The organism is Streptomyces sp. NPDC041124 (assembly GCF_055592385.1).
In genome coordinates this window covers 263,832-282,219 of record NZ_JBVIYR010000004.1, presented here as the reverse complement: position 1 = coordinate 282,219, position 18,388 = coordinate 263,832, and the positions used below count along the sequence as shown (strand labels likewise).

The following is an 18,388-nucleotide window of genomic DNA, read 5'->3' as shown; positions in this document are numbered from 1 at the left end:
CCCATGTGCCCGGAGGCGGGTGGGTGAATCCGCGGCTCCGCTGAACGCGGCCGCACGGGTGCGCGTACCACTCGTCGACGTCCGCGGCGCGGGGAAGGCGCCGCGGGGCCGACGTGAGGGAAGTGGCGATGAACGACCGAGTGAGTCCCGCGATGCACGCGCTGCCCGACGGCGAGGCCGAGCTGACGCTGGTGGTGCGCCTCCCCTGGGAGGACGTCGCCCGGCTCGGCCAGGAGGCGGGGCGGCTCGCCTCGCAGATGCGGCGGCCGGTGACGCTGGACGAGGCGGTGAGCCACCGGCTGCGTTCCGCGCGGGCGGCCGCGCACGCGAAGCCGGCGGGGGAGCAGCCGCCGCCCGTGCCGTCGAGCGCCTCGGTGTCCTCGCTGCCGTCACGCCCTCCGGCGGAGCAGGCGCGGCAGGCGATCGAGAGGATCAACGGAACGGGGTGAGGGGGCGCCGCAGGGGACGGCGGGTGCGGTGCGTGGTGCCGGTCCGTCGTGGCTGGTCGCGCCGTTCCCGGCGCCCCTCGACAGGGGCGCCGCACGGCCCCCTACACGACTTCCCTGATCTTCGCCGACGCCTTGCGGGCCGCCACCAGGACCGGGTCCCAGACCGGGGAGAAGGGTGGGGCGTAGCCCAGGTCGAGGGCGGTCATCTGGTCCACCGTCATGCCGGCCGTGAGGGCGACCGCCGCGATGTCGACCCGCTTGCCCGCGCCCTCCCGGCCGACGATCTGCACGCCGAGGAGACGGCCCGTGCGCAGTTCGGCGAGCATCTTCACCGTCATGGGCGAGGCGTTCGGGTAGTAGCCGGCGCGGCTGGTCGACTCGACGGTGACGGACTCGAACCGCAGCCCCACGCGGCGGGCGTCCTTCTCCCGCAGTCCCGTGCGCGCGATCTCCAGGTCGCACACCTTGCTGACGGCGGTGCCGACCACGCCCGGGAAGGTGGCGTAGCCCCCGCCGGCGCCCGCGCCGATGATCTGCCCGTGCTTGTTGGCGTGGGTGCCCAGCGGGATGTGCCGCTGCTGCCCGGAGACCAGGTCGAGGACCTCCACGCAGTCGCCGCCCGCCCAGATGTCCTCGTGCCCGCGCACCCGCATCGACCGGTCGGTGAGGAGCCCGCCGGAGTTTCCCAGGGGGAGCCCGGCCGCCCGCGCGAGGGCCGTCTCCGGCCGCACGCCGATGCCGAGGACGACGACGTCGGCCGGATACTCGGCGCTCTGCGTGGCGACCGCGCGGACCCGGCCGTCGTCCCCGGTCAGCAGCTTCGTGACCTCGGCGTCGTTGACCATGGTGATGCCCATGCCCTCCATGGCCCGGTGCACCAGGCGGCCCATGTCGGGGTCGAGGGTGGCCATGGGCTCCTTGCCGCGGTTGACGACCGTCACCTCGTAGCCGCGTTTGATCATCGCCTCGGCCATCTCCACGCCGATGTACCCCGCGCCGACCACCACCGCGCGGCGGCCGCGCGTACGGTGCAGTGTGTCCAGCAGGGCCTGCCCGTCGTCCAGGGTCTGTACCCCGTGCACCCCGGGGGCGTCCATGCCGGGGAGCTCCGGACGGATCGGCCGCGCACCGGTGGCGATCACCAGTTTGTCGTACGACGTCCAGGACTCGGCGCCGGAGTCCAGGTCACGCGCGCGCACCCGCCCACGGTCGGTGTCGATCTCCGTGACCTCGGTGCGCAGCCGCAGATCGATGTCCCGGGCGCGGTGTTCCGAGGCGGTGCGGGCGATCAGCCGGTCCCGGTCGGGGACGTCCCCGCTCACCCAGTAGGGGATGCCGCACGCCGAGAACGAGGTGAAGCGGCCGCGTTCGAACGCCACGATCTCCAGCTCGTCCGGCCCCTTCAGACGGCGGGCCTGTGACGCCGCGGACATCCCCGCGGCGTCACCGCCGATCACGACGAGACGTTCCCTCGCACCACGCGCATCGCTCTTGTCCATGCGGACACGCTACGGCGCGGGGGCGCCGGGGAGCCCGGGACCCTTCAGGTCGTCCGGTTCTCCTGCCCGCCGCCCGGCCAGGCCGGAGCCGGAACCGGAGCCGTGGCCGGGGCCACGTCCCCGGCCCGCCGGCGTCGCCGCAGCAGCGGCCGCAGGGCCTTCACCCACAGCAGGACCAGCAGCGCCGCCAGCGCCGCGAACGGCAGGACCGCGCCGATCGCCACCGTCAGCCAGCGCAGCACGGTCACGAACGCGTCCCAGCCTCCCGCGAGGGCGTCCACGAAGCCGGGACCGCCGTCGTCCTTCCCGCCCGGATCCGCGGGCGCCCCGGACAGGGACAGCGTGATCGTCGCCAGGCTCGTACGGTCCCTCAGGGACGTCTGCTGGGCCAGCAGGGACTCCAGATCGGCCTGACGTGTGCTCAGTTCACCTTCCAGGGTGACCACGTCGCCGAGCTTCGTCGCCCGGTCCATCAGCTCGCGGACCCGGGCCACGCTGGCCCGCTGCGACGCGACGCGGCTGTCCACGTCGACCACCTGGTCGGTGACGTCCTCCGCCTTCGCGCGGCGCTCGACGAGCTCGCCCGCGCCCTCGAGACCGGCGAGGACCTCCGCGTACCCGGCGACGGGCACGCGCAGCACCACACGCGTGTGCTCGTGGCCCTCCGCGTCCCGGCGGGTGGTCTCGTCACCGACGTAGCCGCCCGCGTTCTCCGCCGCCGTACGGGCCTCCTCGAGCGCCTTGGGCACGTCCTTCACCCGCACGGTCAGCGAGGCGGTGCGGACGACGTGGTCGGCGGTGACCTTCGGCGTGGCCGCCGGGGCACCGTCCGCCGAGCCGCCCGGGGCCCCCTGCCGGGCGCCGCCGTCCCGTGCGGCCTCGTCCCGCGCGCCCTCCTGCCCCGGCGCCACGGCGGCCTTGTCGTCGGCCAGGGAACCGCCCGAGTCGCCGCCCGCGCCACTGCACCCGGTGACCGTGAGGGCCGCCGCCAGCAGGACCCCGGCCAGTGCCGGTGCGGGTCGTACGGATCGTCGTGTGCGCATGTGGGACTCCCCCTGCATCGTGATGACTGACGTTCCTTCGACGCCGTGAGGGGGCGAAACGTTGGCGCCGGACGGTTCCGAAGCGGTCACGGTAGGGACTCGGCAGGGCCACATGGCCCTGGTGGGAGCGCGGGCGCCGTCTGAGAAGGTGGAGGCATGAGCGGAGCACACACGGGCGACGGGCCGCGGGTCGTCGTCGTCGGAGCCGGGATCGCCGGACTGGCCGCCGCGCACCGGCTGCTGGAGCGCGGCGCGCGGGTCACCGTCCTGGAGGCATCGGACCGGGTCGGCGGCAAGCTGCTGCCCGGCGAGATCGCGGGCGCCCGCGTCGACCTCGGCGCGGAGTCACTGCTGGCCCGCCGCCCCGAGGCGGTCGGCCTCGCCCGCGAGGTGGGCCTCGCCGACCGGCTCCAGCCGCCGGCCACCGCCTCCGCCGCCCTGTGGACCCGCGGCGCCCTGCGCCCCATGCCCAAGGGGCACGTCATGGGCGTGCCCGGCACCTCCGCCGCCCTCGCCGGCGTGCTGTCCGACGAAGGGCTCGCCCGGATCGAACGGGACGCCGACCTGCCCCGCACCGAGGTCGGCGAGGACGTGGCGATCGGCGAGTACGTGGCGCGGCGCCTGGGCCGCGAGGTCGTCGACCGTCTCGTGGAGCCCCTGCTCGGCGGCGTGTACGCGGGCGACGCGTACCGCATCTCGATGCGCGCGGCGGTCCCGCAGCTCTTCGAGGCCGCCCGCACCCACACCTCCCTGACCGAGGGCGTCCGGGAGATCCAGGCGAAGGCCGCCGCGGCCGGGCTGACCGGCCCGGTGTTCATGGGCATCGCCGGCGGCGTGGGCACCCTTCCGCTCGCCGTCGCCGAGTCCGTGCGGGCCCGCGGCGCCGAGATCCTGACCGGTACGCCCGTCACCGACCTGCGCCGGGACCCCGAGGACGGCTGGCGGGTCGTCGCCGGCGAGCGGGTGCTGCGGGCCGACGCGGTCGTCGTCGCCGTGCCCGCGCCGGCCGCCGCCGCCCTGCTGCGGGCCGAGGCACCCGGAGCCGCCGCCGAACTCGCCGGTGTGGAGTACGCCTCCATGGCGCTGATCACCCTCGCCTACCGCCGAGCGGAGACGGATCTGCCCGAGGGCAGCGGCTTCCTCGTGCCGCCCGTCGACGGGCACACCATCAAGGCGTCCACCTTCGCCTCCCGCAAATGGGGCTGGATCGACGCGGAGAACCCGGACCTCGTCGTGCTGCGCACCTCGGTGGGCCGCCACGGCGAGACGGAGATCCTCGGCCGTGACGACGCCGACCTCGTGGCGGTCTCCCGGCACGACCTGAAGGCCGCCACCGGCCTCACCGCCGCCCCGGTCGCGGGCCGGGTGACCCGCTGGCCGGACGGCCTGCCCCAGTACCCCGTCGGCCACCAGGCGCGGGTGACGCGGGTCCGCGCGCACCTCGCGGGCCTCGCCGGGCTCGCCGTGTGCGGCGCGGCCTACGACGGTGTCGGCATCCCCGCGTGCATCGCGAGCGCGTACGCCGCCGCCGACCAGATCCACGGTGACCTGCACGGTGTGCAGGAACTCACCGCCGACCCGGTGCAAAGCCTCCACGGCGGAGCAGGAGAATAAGGCACATGAGTGACGACGCCACCACCCCCGACCGCATCCCCAACAAGGGCAAGCTGGCCAAGGACCTCAACGAGGTCATCCGCTACACCCTCTGGTCGGTGTTCAAGCTGAAGGACGTGCTGCCCGAGGACCGCGCCGGGTACGCCGAGGAGGTCCAGGAGCTGTTCGACCAGCTCACCGCCAAGGACGTCACGATCCGCGGCACCTACGACGTGTCGGGGCTGCGCGCGGACGCCGACGTCATGATCTGGTGGCACGCGGAGACCGCCGACCAGCTCCAGGAGGCGTACAACCTCTTCCGCCGCACCCGGCTCGGCCGCGCGCTGGTGCCGGTCTGGTCGAACATGGCGCTGCACCGCCCCGCCGAGTTCAACCGCTCGCACATCCCGGCGTTCCTCGCCGACGAGACGCCCCGCGACTACGTGAGCGTCTACCCCTTCGTGCGCTCCTACGACTGGTACCTGCTGCCCGACGAGGACCGCCGGCGCATGCTCGCCGACCACGGCAAGATGGCCCGCGGCTACCCCGACGTGCGCGCCAACACCGTCGCCTCGTTCTCGCTCGGCGACTACGAGTGGATCCTCGCCTTCGAGGCCGACGAGCTCGACCGCATCGTCGACCTGATGCGCCACCTGCGCGGCTCGGAGGCACGGATGCACGTCCGTGAGGAGGTCCCGTTCTACACGGGCCGCCGCAAGGACGTCGCGGAACTGGTCGCCGGCCTGGCCTGACCACCGGGACCCGCCCGGCGGGCGGGTCCCCGATGCCGGTCCGGCGGGACGCCTCTAGCGCGGACCCGGCCGCTCCACCGGCCGGGTCCGCGGACCCGCCTTCGGCTCCGGGTGCGGTGCGCAGGACGCGCGCCGTCCCGGAACACGGCCCTTCAGGAGGTACGCCTCCAGGTGCCCGTTCACACAGGTGTTGGGGCCGCCCGCGATGCCGTGGCTGCCGGCGTCCCGCTCGGTCACCAGCGTCGACCCCGCCAGCCGCCGGTGCAGTTCCAGGGCACCGGCGTAGGGGGCGGCCGCGTCCCGCTCGGCCGCCAGGATCAGCGTGGACGGCAGTGCGCCGCGCCCCGCGCGCACGTCCAGCGGCCGCTGCCGGGGCGCCTTCCAGTAGGCGCAGGGCAGATTGGTCCACACGTTGGCCCACGTCTCGAAGGGCGCCCGGCGCGCGAGCCGGGTGTTGTCCCGGTCCCACACCGCCCAGTCGGCCGGCCAGGGCGCGTCGTTGCACTCCACGGCGAGGTACACCGCCCGCGCGTTCTCCGCCTCCGCTGCCGCCTCCGGATAGGCCTGGGCCTGTTCGACCAGCGGGGCGTCGTCGCCCTTGAGGTACGCCGACAGGGCCCGCGCCCGGTGCGGCCAGAGGTCGTCGTAGTACGTGGCCTGCAACAGCGTCGCCTGCAACTGCTCCGGGCCGACCCTGCCGCCCGCCGGCCGCTTGGCCAGCCTGGTCCTCGCCTTCTCGTAACTCGCCTGCACCTCGCGCGGGCCGGCGCCGAGTCCGTACACGTCGTGGTGGCGGGCCACCCACGCACGGAAGTCCGCCCAGCGGTCCTCGAACGCCGCCGACTGGTCGAGGTTGTTGCGGTACCAGACCCGCTGCGGGTCCGGGTTCACCGCCGCGTCGAACACCATCCGCCGCACGTGCGCGGGGAACATCGTGGCGTACAGCGCCCCGAAGTACGTGCCGTACGACGAGCCCAGGAACGTCAGCCGCGTCTCGCCGAGGGCGGCGCGCAGGACGTCCAGGTCGCGGGCGTTGTTGAGCGAGTGGTAGTGGCGCAGGGAGGCCCCGGCCCGCTCGGCGCAGCCGCGCGCGTACGCCTTCGCCCGCTCGATCCGCTCGCGCTTGTGCGCGGCCGTGGGGTGGACCGGGGCGTCGGAGGGGGCCTTGTGGAACGTCTCCGGGTCCGTGCAGGACAGCGGGGCCGAGCGGCCCACTCCGCGTGGGGCGTAGCCGACGAGGTCGTAGGCCGCGGCGATGCGCTTCCACTCGGGGAGCGCGCCCATCATCGGGAAGTACATGCCGCCGGCGCCCGGCCCGCCCGGGTTGTGGACCAGGGAGCCCTGCCGGGGCACCGCGCTCCTGCCGTCGTCCGGGTCCGTGCCGGTGGCCCGGGCACGGCTGACGGTGAGTTCGATCTGGGTGCCGTCCGGGCGGGCGTAGTCGAGCGGGACGCGGACCGTGCCGCACCGGACGGTGTCCGGGAGCTGCTGCGCGGCGGGGCAGGCGCCGAAGTCGATGCCCCGGTCGGCGGCGCGGGCGGCGGCCACGGCGGTGCCGCGCAGCTCGGCCGCGTGGGGTGCGGCGGACGTTCCGGCGCCGGCCGGGGCGGCGGCCAGGGCGGTGAGGAGCATGGACCCGGCGGCCACATGGACGGCGGCGGTTCTCATCGGCGATCCCTTCGGTGCACAACAGCGACAAAAGGGATGGTTCGGTCGATGGTGGTGCGAGGCAAGCACCCCTCGCCGGGGTGTGTCGTCAGCGCCCCTGGCGCGGCTCGCGGTGCGCGAAGGACCTCGAACCGGGCGGTGGCCAGGCAGCCCAGTGCCAGGATCAGCGGCGTTCCGCTCGGGTGCGCGTGGCGCCGGGCCGGTCAGTGCCGCAGCAACACCCGTCGCGTGGCCCGCGCCAGCCGCACCGCCGGCCTGCCCGACCGGGGCCTGGGCCCCGACCGCTCCAGCCACCACTCCCGCAGCTCGCGCCGCACCCGCGCGTCCTGCGCCCGGCGGGCGAGGAGCAGTTCCTCGACGAAGTCCATCGCGTCCCGCCGGTAGCCGCCGGTCATCGGCCGCGCCTGCGCGTACGCGAGGAAGGCGGGCCGGTAGCCGTCCCCGAGGATCACCGGCAGTTCGGGCGCGACCTTGGCGACGACGTCGGCCCGCTTGGCGGCGAGCGCCCGCGCCTGCACCGCCATCCGCCCCCGGTCGAACCCCTCCGGCACGGGCATCCCGGCGACCAGCGCGGACAGCACGGCGGTCTGCGCGAGGGCGAGCCGCTGCCGCGCCGCGTCGACCGGGCCCTGCCGCGACGGGGGCCGGGCACCGGCAGGTGCGGCCGCGGCCGCCTCCCGGTTCGCCGCCCCCTTCGCGACCGCGTCCCGGATCGCGGTCAACTCCCTCTCCATCTCCGCCGCTTCGGGGAAGTTCTCGTCCCGCTCCAGCAGGACACCGGGCGGCCAGACACGGGAGGCGAGGTCGGCGAGGACGTCCAGCACCGGCTGCGGGACGGGGTGCGCGTGACTGTCGTGCCACACGCCGTCCCGCTCGAATCCGCCCGCGACATGGACGTACGCGATGGCTTCCAGGGGGAGTTCGGCGAGCGCCTCGGCCGGGTCCTCGCCCCGGTTGACGTGGTTGGTGTGCAGATTGGCGACGTCGATGAGGAGTCGTACGCCGGTGCGGTCGGCCAGCTCGTACAGGAACTGCCCCTCGGTCATCTCCTCGCCGGGCCAGGAGACCAGCGCGGCGATGTTCTCCACGGCGAGCGGTACGGGCAGCGCGTCCTGGGCGATCCGGACGTTCTCGCAGAGCACGTCCAGGGCGTCACGGGTGCGCGGCACGGGCAGCAGGTGCCCGGCCTCGATCGACGGGGAGGCGGTCAGCGTCCCGCCGGCCCGCACGAACGCGATGTGCTCGGTGACGAGCGGGGAGCGCAGTGCGTCGGCCCGCTCGGCGAGGGCGGCCAGCCGTCCCTCGTCGGGCCGCCCGGCCCCACCGAGTCCCAGGGAGACCCCGTGCGGCACGACCGTCACCCCGCGCTCCCGCAGCCGCAGCAGCGACTCGGGCAGATGACCGGGGCAGACGTTCTCGGCGACGACTTCGACCCAGTCGATCCCCGGCATCCGCTCCACCGCGTCGGCGATCTCCGGCCGCCACCCGATCCCGGTCCCCAGCCTCACACCCATCCCCCGCCCCCTCCTGCACCCGGCACTCGCCCCCGGTCCCCGAACGCCCCGGCCGGGACGTGAGGGGGATATGGCCCCGGGGCCCGCCCCCGAACCTCGCGGGACCCGTCTTCAGAGCAACATTTGAGCTTACGGACGCCCCGAGCGGGCGAACTGGCCCAGCACCCGGAAGTCGTCCTCCCGGAGCCCGACCCGCGGATCCACGTGATGCAACAGCCCCGGCCCGCGATGGTGCCGCGCCACGTACGTCCCGTCCAGCCCGCTCTGCTCGTCGTCGACCCAGGCGAAGGGCCGCCCGCCGGCGTGATCGACCAGCGGACCCGTCTTCCAGTGGACACCGTCGGGCCGCTCCCGGGACAGGGCCTCACCGAAGTCGACGAAGGGCAGCACGGGCAGCCCGAGGCGGGGGCCAATCCACCGGTTGGCCTCGTCCATCCAGGTCGTGGCCCAGCACAGCTCGTAGCCGAGTCCGAGGAGCGCCGGGCCGTGGTCCGGGTTGAGCCAGACCCGCAGGGGCCGCCGGCGCGACGACAGCGACTCCCGCTCCACGGGCACCCTGATGGTGAGGTATCCGGCGGGCCGTCGTTGCGGCTTGGCCGCGTACGGATTGAGCGGGCCGTCCACGTCGAGGTACAGCAGGGGTCGGCTCACGCCGGGAAGCCTACGGGGGCGACCGCGGGTGTGCCCGCGGGTTTCTCCGCGGCGGGGTACGGGGCAGCGGTGCGGTTCGCCCTCGTGCGGGACGGAACGCGGGGGGAGACGTACAGTACGGGCGAGGCACGGTGAAGGGGCGGATGCGGTGGCGAAGGTCAATATCGGTCTGGACGCGGAACTCGTGGTGGAGGTGATGGTCCTCGCGGGGATCGGCTCGCCGCAGGACGCGATCGAGGCGGTCGTGCGGGACTACGTCGCCCGTGGCCACCGCACGGAGGCCCGTACCGGACTCACGGACCGGAACCTGCGCGAGGTCGACGCCAAGCCGCAGGAACCCCAGGGCTGAGACCGCGGCGCCGACGCAACACCGGTGTGCTGCGGGCCTGTTGTCAGTGCCTGCTGGCACGATGGTGATCATGAGCCGGATCATTTCGTACAGCACGGCCGACAAGGCCGACGTCGTGGCGTTGCTCGGAGCCGCCGGGAAGCTCACCTCCGACCAGCGGCGCGTCGTCGACGCGGCGCGTGACATGGCGCGCAGGAGTCAGCAGCGCCTCGACGACCAGGGCATCGACTGGGGGCTGACGGTCCCCGAGGCGCTCGACCATCTCCTGGCCGGTCACGCGAGTTCGACCGCGGAGTCCGCGGCCTCCGCCTACTACCAAGCCCTCCAGCACCTCATCGACCGCAACGCGTCCGACCCCAGCGACCTGGGCGTGTACTCGAAGCCCTCCACCTTCTTCTCCCTGCTCGACGACGAACTGCGCCGCCTCGGCGTGAGCGGGGAACTCCTGCTGCACGAGCACCTGTTCTCGGGTCCGCCGGCGGAGATACCCTTCCCCATCCCCTACCCCGTGGACGGCCCGCACATCGGCATGTTCCCGCTGGCCAAGGTGAAACCCGCTGTCGACGCCTACCGCGAGGTGGTCGACCGCATGGACGAGAACCTCGCCTACGACCTCCGGGAGATCATCGAGAAGCTCGAGTGCGAGCACGAGGAGTGGGAGTACGCGACGGAGAAGATCGACTGGTACACCCAGGACACGATCTTCTTCTCCATCACCGGTTGAGTCGCTGCCGCTGCCGGTGCGCGGGGCTCGCGGGTTCAGCGCACCGTGAACGCCGGTGACGTGCCCGTGAACGGGGTGACCGTGCCGACGAGGCTCCTCGCGTCGCCGTGGTAGACGATGCGGTAGGTACCCGGGGGTGTGCCCTGGGGAATGTCCCAGGTGATGGTGACCTTGGAGGCGGCGACTCCGTCGCGCTTCCAGTGGAAGCGGGTCGGCCAGTCGCCGTCGTCGGCGACGGTGCGCCAGGCGCCGCCGGAGTCCCGGCGCTGGATCTCCAGGTAGGTGTCCCCGCGGTGCAGGTCGTTGCCCGGGTGCGCGCCCGCGAACACGGTCTCCGCCCGCCCGCCGGCGCGGTAGTTCTCCCGCGGCGGCACCAGCACGTCCCCGAACTTCCGCAGCAGCGGCGGCGCGTCCAGCACCACACCCGGTTGCAGGGAGAGCGCCTTGCCGGACAGGTCCGGCGCCTTCGGGCCGAGCGGCAGCTCCGTGCCGTCGCGCAGCGAGGTGGCCAGCGCGGCCGCGGTCTGCTGGAGCGCCGGGAGCTGCCAGCGGCCGAAGAGGGTGCTGCCGCCCTCGTACTGCTGAGCGTCGTACTCCTCGGGAGTGGTGACGTAGTGGAAGTAGGAGTTGGCGTACCCGGCGACCAGTACGTCGTCGAGGTCCGCGCCCGTGATCTCGGCGACCGTGCGCCGCAGCCGCAGACCCGCGCAGACGGTCACCTCGCCCGGGATGCCGATGAGGTACAGGGCGCCGATGCGGACCAGCATCACCGGCACCCGCTCCTGCACCCACGGGTAGACGCGGTTCATCTCCCCGATGGGCACGAAGACGTCCTTGGGCGCCTGCGCCTGCTTCAACTCCGGTGAGACCGTGTAGATCACGGAGTCGGAGATGGCGTCCCAGAAGGGGTTCTCCCCCTCTTCGAAGCCGGGGAAGGCCGGCCCGTCCTCCAGGCTGCCGGCCGCCATGGAGGCACCGACGCAGGGCTTGGACGTGCGGTGGGTCCGTCCGTCACCGGTGAACTCCGGGCGCACGGTGACGTCGGAGAGGTCCACGTACACCAGCCGGGAATCGACCGGGCCGGACAACCGGACGCCTGGCTCCAGCAGTTGGGCGGCGGCGGCCTCGTACTGCCGCAGTCCGCTCGCGCGGGTGTGCGCGAAGTCCTCGGGTGTCGTGGGCGGTCGCAGGTCCAGGTTGGGTGACATGTCGCCGCTGTTCGTCTGGGCGAAGGCGGAGACGAACGCGGGGGAGCCGTCGGCCAGATAGTCCACGTCGTGGACCTCACGCTCCCAGTGGTAGGCCGCGTAGCCCTTGTTGTCCGCGCTGACGAGCCGGTTGTCCCCGGACATGCTGGTGCTGTGCACCGGGAACCAGTTGACGGCCCCCACCGCCCGCCCGGCCCGCTCCACGCGGAGCAGGGTGGTGTGCGTGTCGACGGCGTCCGGGAAGTGGTCGCGGTCGGTCTTCGGGTTGCGGTCGAAGGCGGAACGCGAGCGGTTGACGCTGGCGCCGGTCAACGTGCCGTGACTGAGCACGAGTTCGGACGGAGCCAGGTCGTCGTGGGCCCGCTGCGCGGCCTCGAAGAGTCCGTCCGCCACTGCCTCGAAGGTCGAGCGGTGGAACCCGAACGTGGTCGTGTTGTACAGCAGGTGGTGCGAGTAGCCGCCGGGGCCGGCGTGGGTGTGGGTGGCGGTGACGAGCACGTTCTGCTCGGTGTAGAGACCGCCGTACGCCTCGGCGAGCCGGCGCAGCACCGCCTGGTGCACGCTGTGGAAGATCATCGGTGAGTCCGCGACGATCAGCATGACCCGCCGCCCGCTCGCCCGGTCGGCCACGACGAACGCCCGCGCCCGCAGCCGGGTGTGCAGCCCGGCGGCCTGCTGATCGAACCGGCCGTAGCCCATCAGCCCCACCTCGGCCACCTCACCGGTGGCGTCGGCCAGCCCCCGGCCGACGAGGAAACCGTCGGCGGCGGCGGCTGCGGCGGGGCCCGGGACCGCAAGCCGCGCACCCGCCAGCCCCAGGCCGGTGAGGGCGCCCGCCCGCAGGACGGTACGACGGCTGCTGCGCATGGGACGACGTTCCGCGGACATCCGCTGCTCCTCCGGCTCGCTCGGCCCCCCGGCGGCGCGAAACCTGAACAACATTCAAGTTCCGCGCTCCCATTGGTACACCGCCCGTCATGAGCACGGCAAGATGTGTGCGGGCAGGTCCTGCAAACGGGGAACCGGGGCGGCCCGAGTCCGCCCGGTCCCGTCACGTCAGCGCAGCGCCGGGTGGTCCGCCACCACCGTGCACGAGCCGGGGGCGATCTCCGTGAAACCGGCGTCGCGGACCGTGGGAAGGCCGGCCGTGGTCAGGGCGGGCCAGCGGGACGGGGAGGCGGTGCGCACGGCGAGGGGGAAGCCGGTGGCGTGCCAGCCGGCGCGGGCCTCGGGGGAGAGGGCCAGCCAGGCCAGCTGCGCGCCGTGGCCCGCCTGCGCCATCGCCTTGCCGGCCGACATGTCGAGGCCGGGGTTGAGCCAGAGGACGGCGGTCCCGGGGTCCGCGGCGGCGACCGGATCGGGGTCCTCCAGGTCGGTGCCGGAGACCTGGAGGCGCGCCAGGTCCTTGGGCCAGCCGTCCAGGGGGACCGGCGGGAAGACGCGGACCTCGGCGGACTTGCCGGTGACCGTGATGCCGGGGAGCGCCTCCGCGCGGCGCCACTCCGCGCCGCGCGCCCGGCGCACCACCTTGCGGATGCGGCCGTCCTGCCAATCGCGCACCGCGCCCGCCCACTCGCCCTCGCCCGCCGAGCGCTCGTCGGACAGCATCACCAGGACCGCGCGGGCCGCCGTCTCCAGGGCGTCCGTACGGGCCGGGGGCGCCGCCCGTTCGATGCGGACCACGAGGGGCAGCACGAACTGGGGTGCCCGGTCGCGGGCGGCGGGGTCGGGGCGGAAGGGGCTGTCGGCGGCGGAAGGCGTGTCGGTGCTCACGGGGACAAGTGTGCCAAGCCGTGCGGTGACGCCGTCAGCCCGCGCAGGACGTGCGCTCCGCCTCGCGCCATTCGCAGACCGGGCAGAGCGTGATCCCCTTGTACGACTCCGGGTACTCCGTCGGTTCCCGGCACTGCACGCACTCCGCGTACGGCGGCCCGTCGGCCCTGGGCGGCCTGGAGATGTCGATCAGGCAGTAGTCCTCGTCGGTGTCGCTCATGGTTCCAGCGTAGGACGGTCAGCCGCGTCCGCCGGCGGACGCGATGAGCTCGGAGACCTTCACGAAGCGGTAGCCCTGGCGGCGCAGCTCCGGGACGATCGCGCGTACCGCCCGTTCCGTCGTCGGGGCCGCGCTGCGGGTGCAGTGCAGGACGACCACCGAGCCCGGGCGCACGCCGTCCAGCACCTGCCGGGCGACCGCGTCCGCGTCGGTGGCGAACGCGTCGCCGCCGACCACGTCCCACTGCACGGCCGTGACACCGGCCGGGACCAGCGCCTTGAGCGCCCGGCGGTCGTAGCAGCCGCCGGGGAAGCGGAAGTACGGCATCGGATCGTGCACGCCCACCTTGCGGAACACCGCGTACGCGCGTTCCACGTCCGCCCGCATCCGGTCCGCGGTGACGGTCGGCAGGCCGTAGCAGTCACCGGTGAAGGCGTGGTGGCTGTAGGAGTGGTTGGCGACCTCGAAGAGCGGGTCCCGGCCGATGGAGCGGGCCTGGTCCGGGTACTCCTCGGCCCAGCGGCCGGTCATGAACACCGTGGCCGGCACCTTCAGCGCGCGCAGGGCGGTGATGAGCTCCGGGTGGTCGAACCGCTCGCCCGCCGCCGCCCTCGGGCCCTGGCCGGCGGTCATGTCGGCGTCGAAGGTGAGGGCGACCGTCCTGCCGCCGGTGCGCGGACCGTGTGCGAAGACCGGCGTCAGTCCCGCGGGGCCGGGGGCGAGGGTGGGCGTCGCGGGGACGGTGGTGGACGCGGTGGGAGCGGGCCGGGGCGGCTGCCGGACGGGCTGGACGGTGGCGCAGGCGGTGAGTGCGGTGGCCATCGCGCACAGGGCGGCCACCCGACGAGTACGTGTGATCACCGCATGAAGGTATGAGGTGATTTACATGGAATGGTGGCGGCCGTGCGGTGGTGCGGCGGGAGTCACCCGGTCGGCGGCCCGGCCGCCGGCGTCTCAGATGTCCCGCTGCTCCAGCGGCTTGGTCGCCGGACCCTGGACGACCTTGCCGTCCGTGTCGAAGCGGGAGCCGTGGCACGGGCACTCCCAGGCGCGCTCCGCGGCGTTGAAGTCGACCAGACAGCCCAGGTGGGTGCAGCGGGCCGAGACGGCGTGCAGCGCGCCGTCGTCGTCGCGGTAGACGGCGAGGCGTCCGCCGTCAACCCGCACCACCGCCCCCTCACCCGGCGGCAGCGCCTCCACCGGCGGGGACGGACGCAGCCGGTCGCCGACGAAGTGCTTGGCGACCTGCGCCTGGTGCTTGAGGAACGACGGCGCCTCGCGCACGGCGGAGCCCAGGCGGCGCGGATCGTACAGACCGCTCCACTCGCACTCCCGGCCGGTGATCTGCGCGGTCAGCAGCAGGCCCGCCATCATGCCGCCGCTCATGCCCCACCCGCCGAATCCGGTGGCCACGTAGGTGTGCCGCGCGCCCGGGTGCAGCGGGCCGACCAGCGGCACGGTGTCGGTGGGATCGTTGTCCTGGGTCGCCCAGGAGTACGTGAGCTCCACCCCGGGGAAGTGCTCGCGGGCCCAGGCGGAGAGACGGTCGAACCCGGCCCGGGGGTCACCCGTGCCCGGGGTGAAGTGCTCGCCCGTGACCACGAGCAGGCGCCGGCCGCCGTCCTCGCCGTAGGGGGCGGTGCGGACCGAGCGCGTGTTCTCCTCCTGCGTGATGTACATGCCCTCCGGGTCCTGGCCCGCCGGGAGGGGCCCGGCGACGACCAGCTCGCGGCGCGACGAGAGACGGGTGAACAGCAGCGCCCGGTCGAACACGGGGTAGTGGGTGGCGACCACGACGTCGCGGGCCGTCACCGCGGCCCCGGTCGACGTCGACAGCCGGCACGGCGTGCCCTCCTCCAGGCCGATCACGGTGGTGTCCTCGTGGATGCGTCCGCCGCGCGCCACGATGTCCCGGGCGAGGGCCAGCAGGTACTTGCGCGGATGGAACTGGGCCTGCCCCGTCACCTCGACGGCGCCCGCCACCGGGAACGGCAGACCGGTCTCCGTCACGAACGAGGCCGGCAGCCCCGCCTCCCGCGCGGCCCGCGCCTCCGCGCGCAGCTCCTCCACCCCGCCGGCGTCCCGCACGAAGGTGTACGAGCTGCGCCGCTCCCACTCGCAGTCGACGCCCAGCTCCGCGACGACGTCCGCCGTGTGCTCGATCGCCTCGGACTGCGACCGGGCGTACAACCGCGCGCCCTCGCTGCCGCGGGTGCGGCGCAGCTTGTCGTAGATCAGTGTGTGCTGGGCGGTGACCTTGGCCGAGGTGTGCCCGGTGACCCCCGCCGCGATCCGGCCGGCCTCCAGCACCGCGACGCTGCGGCCCGCCCGGATCAGCTCCCACGCCGTGCACAACCCGGCGATGCCCGCGCCGATCACGGCCACGTCGACCTCGAGGTCGTCGGCCAGTGCGGGATGCCGCCCGTCCTGCGCGGTGCGGAGCCAGTACGAGTCGCCGGTCTGCTGCTTGTGCGTCATGCGGCACCGAGTACCCCTCCGCGTCCTGTTCAGTGACCGGGGTCGTCCCCGTGCGGCACGGACGGAGCAGGAGTAACATATAACCACATGGTTGTATATGGGGTCGCCGACGAGTCCGCGGAAACCTCCGCGGAAACCGTGGACCGGCTGTTCCACGCCCTGGCCGACGCGACCCGGCGCGACATACTCCGTCGCTGCGTCCGGGATGAGCTGTCCGTGTCACGTCTGGCCGCGGCCTACCCGATGAGCTTCGCCGCGGTGCAGAAACACGTCACGGTGCTGGAGCGGGCCGGTCTGGTCACCAAGGAGCGACGCGGACGGGAGCAGCTGGTGCGCACCGACCCCGACGCGGTGGGCCGGGCGCGTCAAACACTCGACGAACTGGAGTCGGCCTGGCGGGCCCGGGTGGACCGGATGTCCGGGCTGCTGGCCGGGGACACCGGCGCGGGCACCGGGCCCGTGGCCCCGGCCACCGACGAGAACACGACGGAAGGACCCGACCGATGACTGTCACCGACGTGGACAAGGACGTCGACCACCTCACCCTCACGCTCGTCGCCGACTTCACCGCCCCGGTGGAGCGGGTGTGGCGGCTGTGGGACGACCCGCGGCAGCTCGAGCGCTGGTGGGGCCCGCCGAGCTACCCGGCGACGGTCGAGGAGCACGATCTGACACCGGGCGGCGGCGTGACGTACCACATGACCGGCCCGGAGGGCGAGAAGTACGGCGGCTGGTGGCGGATCTCCTCGGTCACGCCGCCGACCGCCCTGGAGTTCACCGACGGCTTCTCCCGTCAGGACGGCACACCCGATCCCGGGATGCCGACCACCTCGGTACGGATGACGCTCACCGAGCGCGACGGCGGTACGCGGATGGAGCTGCGTTCCGTCTTCGACACCCGGGAGGAGATGGAGCGGCTGGCCGATATGGGCATGGTGGAAGGGCTGAGCCAGTCCGTCGGCCAGATGGACGCGGTTCTCGCGGGCTGAACGCCGTGCCGGGGCGCGGGGCGCGCCGCCCCGCGCCCCGGCACGCCCGCGGCTACCTGCGCCAGGGGCCCGTCACCGCGAACGTCGTACCGGGGTCGTAGCAGTTGACGTACATCGTGTCGCCGTCCGGGGAGAAGGCGACCCCGGCGAACTCGCCCCACTCCGGCTCCTCGGGGCTGCCCACGTTCTGGCGGTTGCGGGCCATCGCGTAGACCTCGCCCCGGCGCGTGACGCCGTAGACGTGCTGGGCGCCGCCGCCGTCCTCGCACACCATCAGTCCACCGGTGGGCGCGAGACAGATGTTGTCCGGCGACTCGCCGGGCAGCTGGACGTCGGTGTCCGGGCCGAAGACGATCACCAGGGTGAGGCGGCGCCGGTCCGGGTCGTACCGCCAGATCTGGCCGTAGTGGTCACCGGCCGACCCCTCGGCGCTGCGGGCGAAGGACGAGACGAAGTAGACCGAACGGCCGCCCCAGTAGCAGCCCTCCAGCTTCTGCGCGTGGGTGATGCCCCTCGGCCCGAAGTCCTGGTGACGGATGGGGGTCTCGGCGGCCAGCGGGTCCGGTACGTCGACCCACTCGATGCCGTCGAAGCGGGCTCCCGTCTCCCGGATCGAGGACAGGTCCGGCACCCCCGGCACCCGCATCGCCTGGAGCCGGCCGCCCGCGCGCAGTGAGCCGGTGCCGCCCAGGGGCTTGCGCGGCAGGAAGCGGTAGAACAGGCCGAAGGGCCGTTCGAAGGCGTCCTCGGTCTCGTACACCACCCCCCGCCCGGGGTCCACGGCGATCGCCTCGTGCTGGAAGCGGCCCATCGCGGTCAGCGGGACGGCGCCGGTGCGGCGCGGGTCCGCGCCGTCGACCTCGAAGATGAAGCCGTGGTCCTTGCTGTAGCCGTTGGTGCCCGCCTTGTCCTCGGTCTCCTCGCAGGTCAGCCAGGTGTCCCAGGGGGTGGGGCCGCCCGCGCAGTTGACGGCCGTACCCGCGATGGCGACCCGTTCGGACAGGACGCGGCCGCGGTGGTCCAGGGTCAGCGCCGTACAGCCGCCCTTGCCCTCCGGGTCGTAGGTCAGGCCCTCGACCACCGGGACGGGGGCTCTGCCGGTGGCGCGGTTCTCGTGGTTGCGGACCAGGTGGACACGGCCGTGACGGCCGGCGAACGCGGCCATGCCGTCGTGGTTGGAGGGCACCGGGCCCTCGCCGGAGCGCAGGGGGTCGCCCTCACGGGAGAGGACCCGGTAGCGGAAGCCCCGCGGAAGGTCGAGCAGGCCGTCGGGGTCGGGAACGAGGGGGCCGTAGCCGCCGTGGCCGAGGTTCCGCGCGACGGCGGTGCCGGTGAAGAGCTCCGAGAGGGCACCGGAGAAGGCGATGGCGATGCCCGCCGCGCCGGTGCGGGCGAGGACGTGACGGCGTGTCGTGGGGGAGGAGGGGGTGGGCACGGTTTCGGACATGCGGGAAACCTTCCTGCTGGCGGACAGGAAC

At 73.8% G+C, this 18,388-nt stretch carries 18 protein-coding genes; 7 read left to right on the top strand and 11 right to left on the bottom strand.

The features are described 5' to 3' along the window. Nucleotides 1-128 precede the first annotated feature (128 nt). Nucleotides 129-449, top strand: a complete 321-nt coding sequence (locus tag ACZ6A9_RS13000; RefSeq protein ID WP_468983688.1) for a hypothetical protein — start codon at nt 129-131, stop codon at nt 447-449. Nucleotides 450-550: 101 nt separating this feature from the next. Here the strand turns inward: ACZ6A9_RS13000 and ACZ6A9_RS12995 are convergent, their stop codons facing one another. Both ACZ6A9_RS12995 and ACZ6A9_RS12990 read right to left on the bottom strand, forming a co-directional pair. Next, nucleotides 551-1,948 carry an FAD-dependent oxidoreductase gene (locus ACZ6A9_RS12995; protein ID WP_468983686.1) on the bottom strand — a complete coding sequence of 466 codons (1,398 nt, stop codon included), beginning with the start codon at nt 1,946-1,948 and terminating at the stop codon, nt 551-553. A 44-nt stretch (nt 1,949-1,992) separates the two neighbouring features. Further along, nucleotides 1,993-2,991 (bottom strand): DUF4349 domain-containing protein, encoded by a 999-nt coding sequence (locus ACZ6A9_RS12990; protein WP_468983684.1) that lies wholly within the window; start codon nt 2,989-2,991, stop codon nt 1,993-1,995. Between the two features lie 156 nt (nt 2,992-3,147). Between ACZ6A9_RS12990 and hemG the strand changes: the two genes are divergently transcribed. Both hemG and hemQ read left to right on the top strand, forming a co-directional pair. Continuing rightward, a complete protein-coding gene (gene hemG, locus ACZ6A9_RS12985; protein ID WP_468983679.1) occupies nt 3,148-4,605 on the top strand; it encodes a protoporphyrinogen oxidase in 1,458 nt (485 codons plus the stop codon). Nucleotides 4,606-4,610: 5 nt separating this feature from the next. Further along, the gene (hemQ, locus tag ACZ6A9_RS12980) at nt 4,611-5,336 is read left to right on the top strand and encodes a hydrogen peroxide-dependent heme synthase (protein WP_468983676.1); all 726 of its coding nucleotides are present in this window, start codon (nt 4,611-4,613) and stop codon (nt 5,334-5,336) included. Between the two features lie 54 nt (nt 5,337-5,390). Here the strand turns inward: hemQ and ACZ6A9_RS12975 are convergent, their stop codons facing one another. From ACZ6A9_RS12975 to ACZ6A9_RS12965, 3 genes are all read right to left on the bottom strand, one after another. Then, nucleotides 5,391-7,004, bottom strand: coding sequence for an alpha/beta hydrolase (locus ACZ6A9_RS12975; protein WP_468983673.1), 1,614 nt, complete (start codon nt 7,002-7,004; stop codon nt 5,391-5,393). A 203-nt stretch (nt 7,005-7,207) separates the two neighbouring features. After that, on the bottom strand, nt 7,208-8,518 hold the full coding sequence (locus tag ACZ6A9_RS12970) for an MbnB/TglH/ChrH family RiPP precursor modification enzyme (RefSeq protein ID WP_468983671.1): 1,311 nt from the start codon (nt 8,516-8,518) through the stop codon (nt 7,208-7,210). A 129-nt stretch (nt 8,519-8,647) separates the two neighbouring features. Continuing rightward, the gene (locus tag ACZ6A9_RS12965; RefSeq protein WP_468983668.1) at nt 8,648-9,169 is read right to left on the bottom strand and encodes an HAD domain-containing protein; all 522 of its coding nucleotides are present in this window, start codon (nt 9,167-9,169) and stop codon (nt 8,648-8,650) included. A gap of 148 nt (nt 9,170-9,317) precedes the next feature. Between ACZ6A9_RS12965 and ACZ6A9_RS12960 the strand changes: the two genes are divergently transcribed. Next, complete coding sequence (locus ACZ6A9_RS12960; RefSeq protein ID WP_468983665.1) at nt 9,318-9,518, top strand: DUF2191 domain-containing protein; 201 nt, start codon at nt 9,318-9,320, stop codon at nt 9,516-9,518. Between the two features lie 70 nt (nt 9,519-9,588). Then, nucleotides 9,589-10,242 carry a DUF7691 family protein gene (locus ACZ6A9_RS12955; RefSeq protein WP_468983663.1) on the top strand — a complete coding sequence of 218 codons (654 nt, stop codon included), beginning with the start codon at nt 9,589-9,591 and terminating at the stop codon, nt 10,240-10,242. A gap of 35 nt (nt 10,243-10,277) precedes the next feature. Here ACZ6A9_RS12955 and ACZ6A9_RS12950 read toward each other — a convergent pair whose 3' ends face one another. The 5 genes from ACZ6A9_RS12950 to ACZ6A9_RS12930 form a co-directional block, all read right to left on the bottom strand. Continuing rightward, nucleotides 10,278-12,338: a neutral/alkaline ceramidase gene (locus ACZ6A9_RS12950; RefSeq protein WP_468983661.1), complete on the bottom strand. Its 2,061-nt coding sequence runs from the start codon at nt 12,336-12,338 to the stop codon at nt 10,278-10,280. A gap of 168 nt (nt 12,339-12,506) precedes the next feature. Further along, nucleotides 12,507-13,223 (bottom strand): peptidyl-tRNA hydrolase, encoded by a 717-nt coding sequence (locus ACZ6A9_RS12945; protein WP_468983656.1) that lies wholly within the window; start codon nt 13,221-13,223, stop codon nt 12,507-12,509. 34 nt (nt 13,224-13,257) lie between these two features. Next, nucleotides 13,258-13,443: a hypothetical protein gene (locus ACZ6A9_RS12940; protein ID WP_468983654.1), complete on the bottom strand. Its 186-nt coding sequence runs from the start codon at nt 13,441-13,443 to the stop codon at nt 13,258-13,260. Between the two features lie 18 nt (nt 13,444-13,461). Beyond that, complete coding sequence (locus tag ACZ6A9_RS12935) at nt 13,462-14,304, bottom strand: polysaccharide deacetylase family protein (protein WP_468983651.1); 843 nt, start codon at nt 14,302-14,304, stop codon at nt 13,462-13,464. Between the two features lie 93 nt (nt 14,305-14,397). Beyond that, a complete protein-coding gene (locus tag ACZ6A9_RS12930) occupies nt 14,398-15,921 on the bottom strand; it encodes an FAD-dependent oxidoreductase (RefSeq protein ID WP_468983648.1) in 1,524 nt (507 codons plus the stop codon). Between the two features lie 87 nt (nt 15,922-16,008). Between ACZ6A9_RS12930 and ACZ6A9_RS12925 the strand changes: the two genes are divergently transcribed. Next, nucleotides 16,009-16,428: an ArsR/SmtB family transcription factor gene (locus ACZ6A9_RS12925; RefSeq protein WP_468983644.1), complete on the top strand. Its 420-nt coding sequence runs from the start codon at nt 16,009-16,011 to the stop codon at nt 16,426-16,428. Beyond that, complete coding sequence (locus ACZ6A9_RS12920) at nt 16,425-16,910, top strand: SRPBCC family protein (protein ID WP_468983640.1); 486 nt, start codon at nt 16,425-16,427, stop codon at nt 16,908-16,910. Before ACZ6A9_RS12925 ends, ACZ6A9_RS12920 begins: the two co-directional genes overlap by 4 nt. Before the next feature lie 52 nt (nt 16,911-16,962). Here ACZ6A9_RS12920 and ACZ6A9_RS12915 read toward each other — a convergent pair whose 3' ends face one another. Next, nucleotides 16,963-18,357 (bottom strand): alkaline phosphatase PhoX, encoded by a 1,395-nt coding sequence (locus ACZ6A9_RS12915; protein WP_468983637.1) that lies wholly within the window; start codon nt 18,355-18,357, stop codon nt 16,963-16,965. Nucleotides 18,358-18,388: the final 31 nt, after the last annotated feature.

What these genes read in the sequence shown, in the direction of transcription:
- ACZ6A9_RS13000 (WP_468983688.1), top strand. Translation starts at nt 129, where the DNA reads ATGAACGACCGAGTGAGTCCCGCGATGCACGCGCTGCCCGACGGCGAG.
- ACZ6A9_RS12995 (WP_468983686.1), bottom strand. Translation starts at nt 1,948, where the DNA reads ATGGACAAGAGCGATGCGCGTGGTGCGAGGGAACGTCTCGTCGTGATC.
- ACZ6A9_RS12990 (WP_468983684.1), bottom strand. Translation starts at nt 2,991, where the DNA reads ATGCGCACACGACGATCCGTACGACCCGCACCGGCACTGGCCGGGGTC.
- hemG (WP_468983679.1), top strand. Translation starts at nt 3,148, where the DNA reads ATGAGCGGAGCACACACGGGCGACGGGCCGCGGGTCGTCGTCGTCGGA.
- hemQ (WP_468983676.1), top strand. Translation starts at nt 4,611, where the DNA reads ATGAGTGACGACGCCACCACCCCCGACCGCATCCCCAACAAGGGCAAG.
- ACZ6A9_RS12975 (WP_468983673.1), bottom strand. Translation starts at nt 7,004, where the DNA reads ATGAGAACCGCCGCCGTCCATGTGGCCGCCGGGTCCATGCTCCTCACC.
- ACZ6A9_RS12970 (WP_468983671.1), bottom strand. Translation starts at nt 8,518, where the DNA reads ATGGGTGTGAGGCTGGGGACCGGGATCGGGTGGCGGCCGGAGATCGCC.
- ACZ6A9_RS12955 (WP_468983663.1), top strand. Translation starts at nt 9,589, where the DNA reads ATGAGCCGGATCATTTCGTACAGCACGGCCGACAAGGCCGACGTCGTG.
- ACZ6A9_RS12950 (WP_468983661.1), bottom strand. Translation starts at nt 12,338, where the DNA reads ATGTCCGCGGAACGTCGTCCCATGCGCAGCAGCCGTCGTACCGTCCTG.
- ACZ6A9_RS12940 (WP_468983654.1), bottom strand. Translation starts at nt 13,443, where the DNA reads ATGAGCGACACCGACGAGGACTACTGCCTGATCGACATCTCCAGGCCG.
- ACZ6A9_RS12930 (WP_468983648.1), bottom strand. Translation starts at nt 15,921, where the DNA reads ATGACGCACAAGCAGCAGACCGGCGACTCGTACTGGCTCCGCACCGCG.
- ACZ6A9_RS12925 (WP_468983644.1), top strand. Translation starts at nt 16,009, where the DNA reads ATGGTTGTATATGGGGTCGCCGACGAGTCCGCGGAAACCTCCGCGGAA.
- ACZ6A9_RS12920 (WP_468983640.1), top strand. Translation starts at nt 16,425, where the DNA reads ATGACTGTCACCGACGTGGACAAGGACGTCGACCACCTCACCCTCACG.
- ACZ6A9_RS12915 (WP_468983637.1), bottom strand. Translation starts at nt 18,357, where the DNA reads ATGTCCGAAACCGTGCCCACCCCCTCCTCCCCCACGACACGCCGTCAC.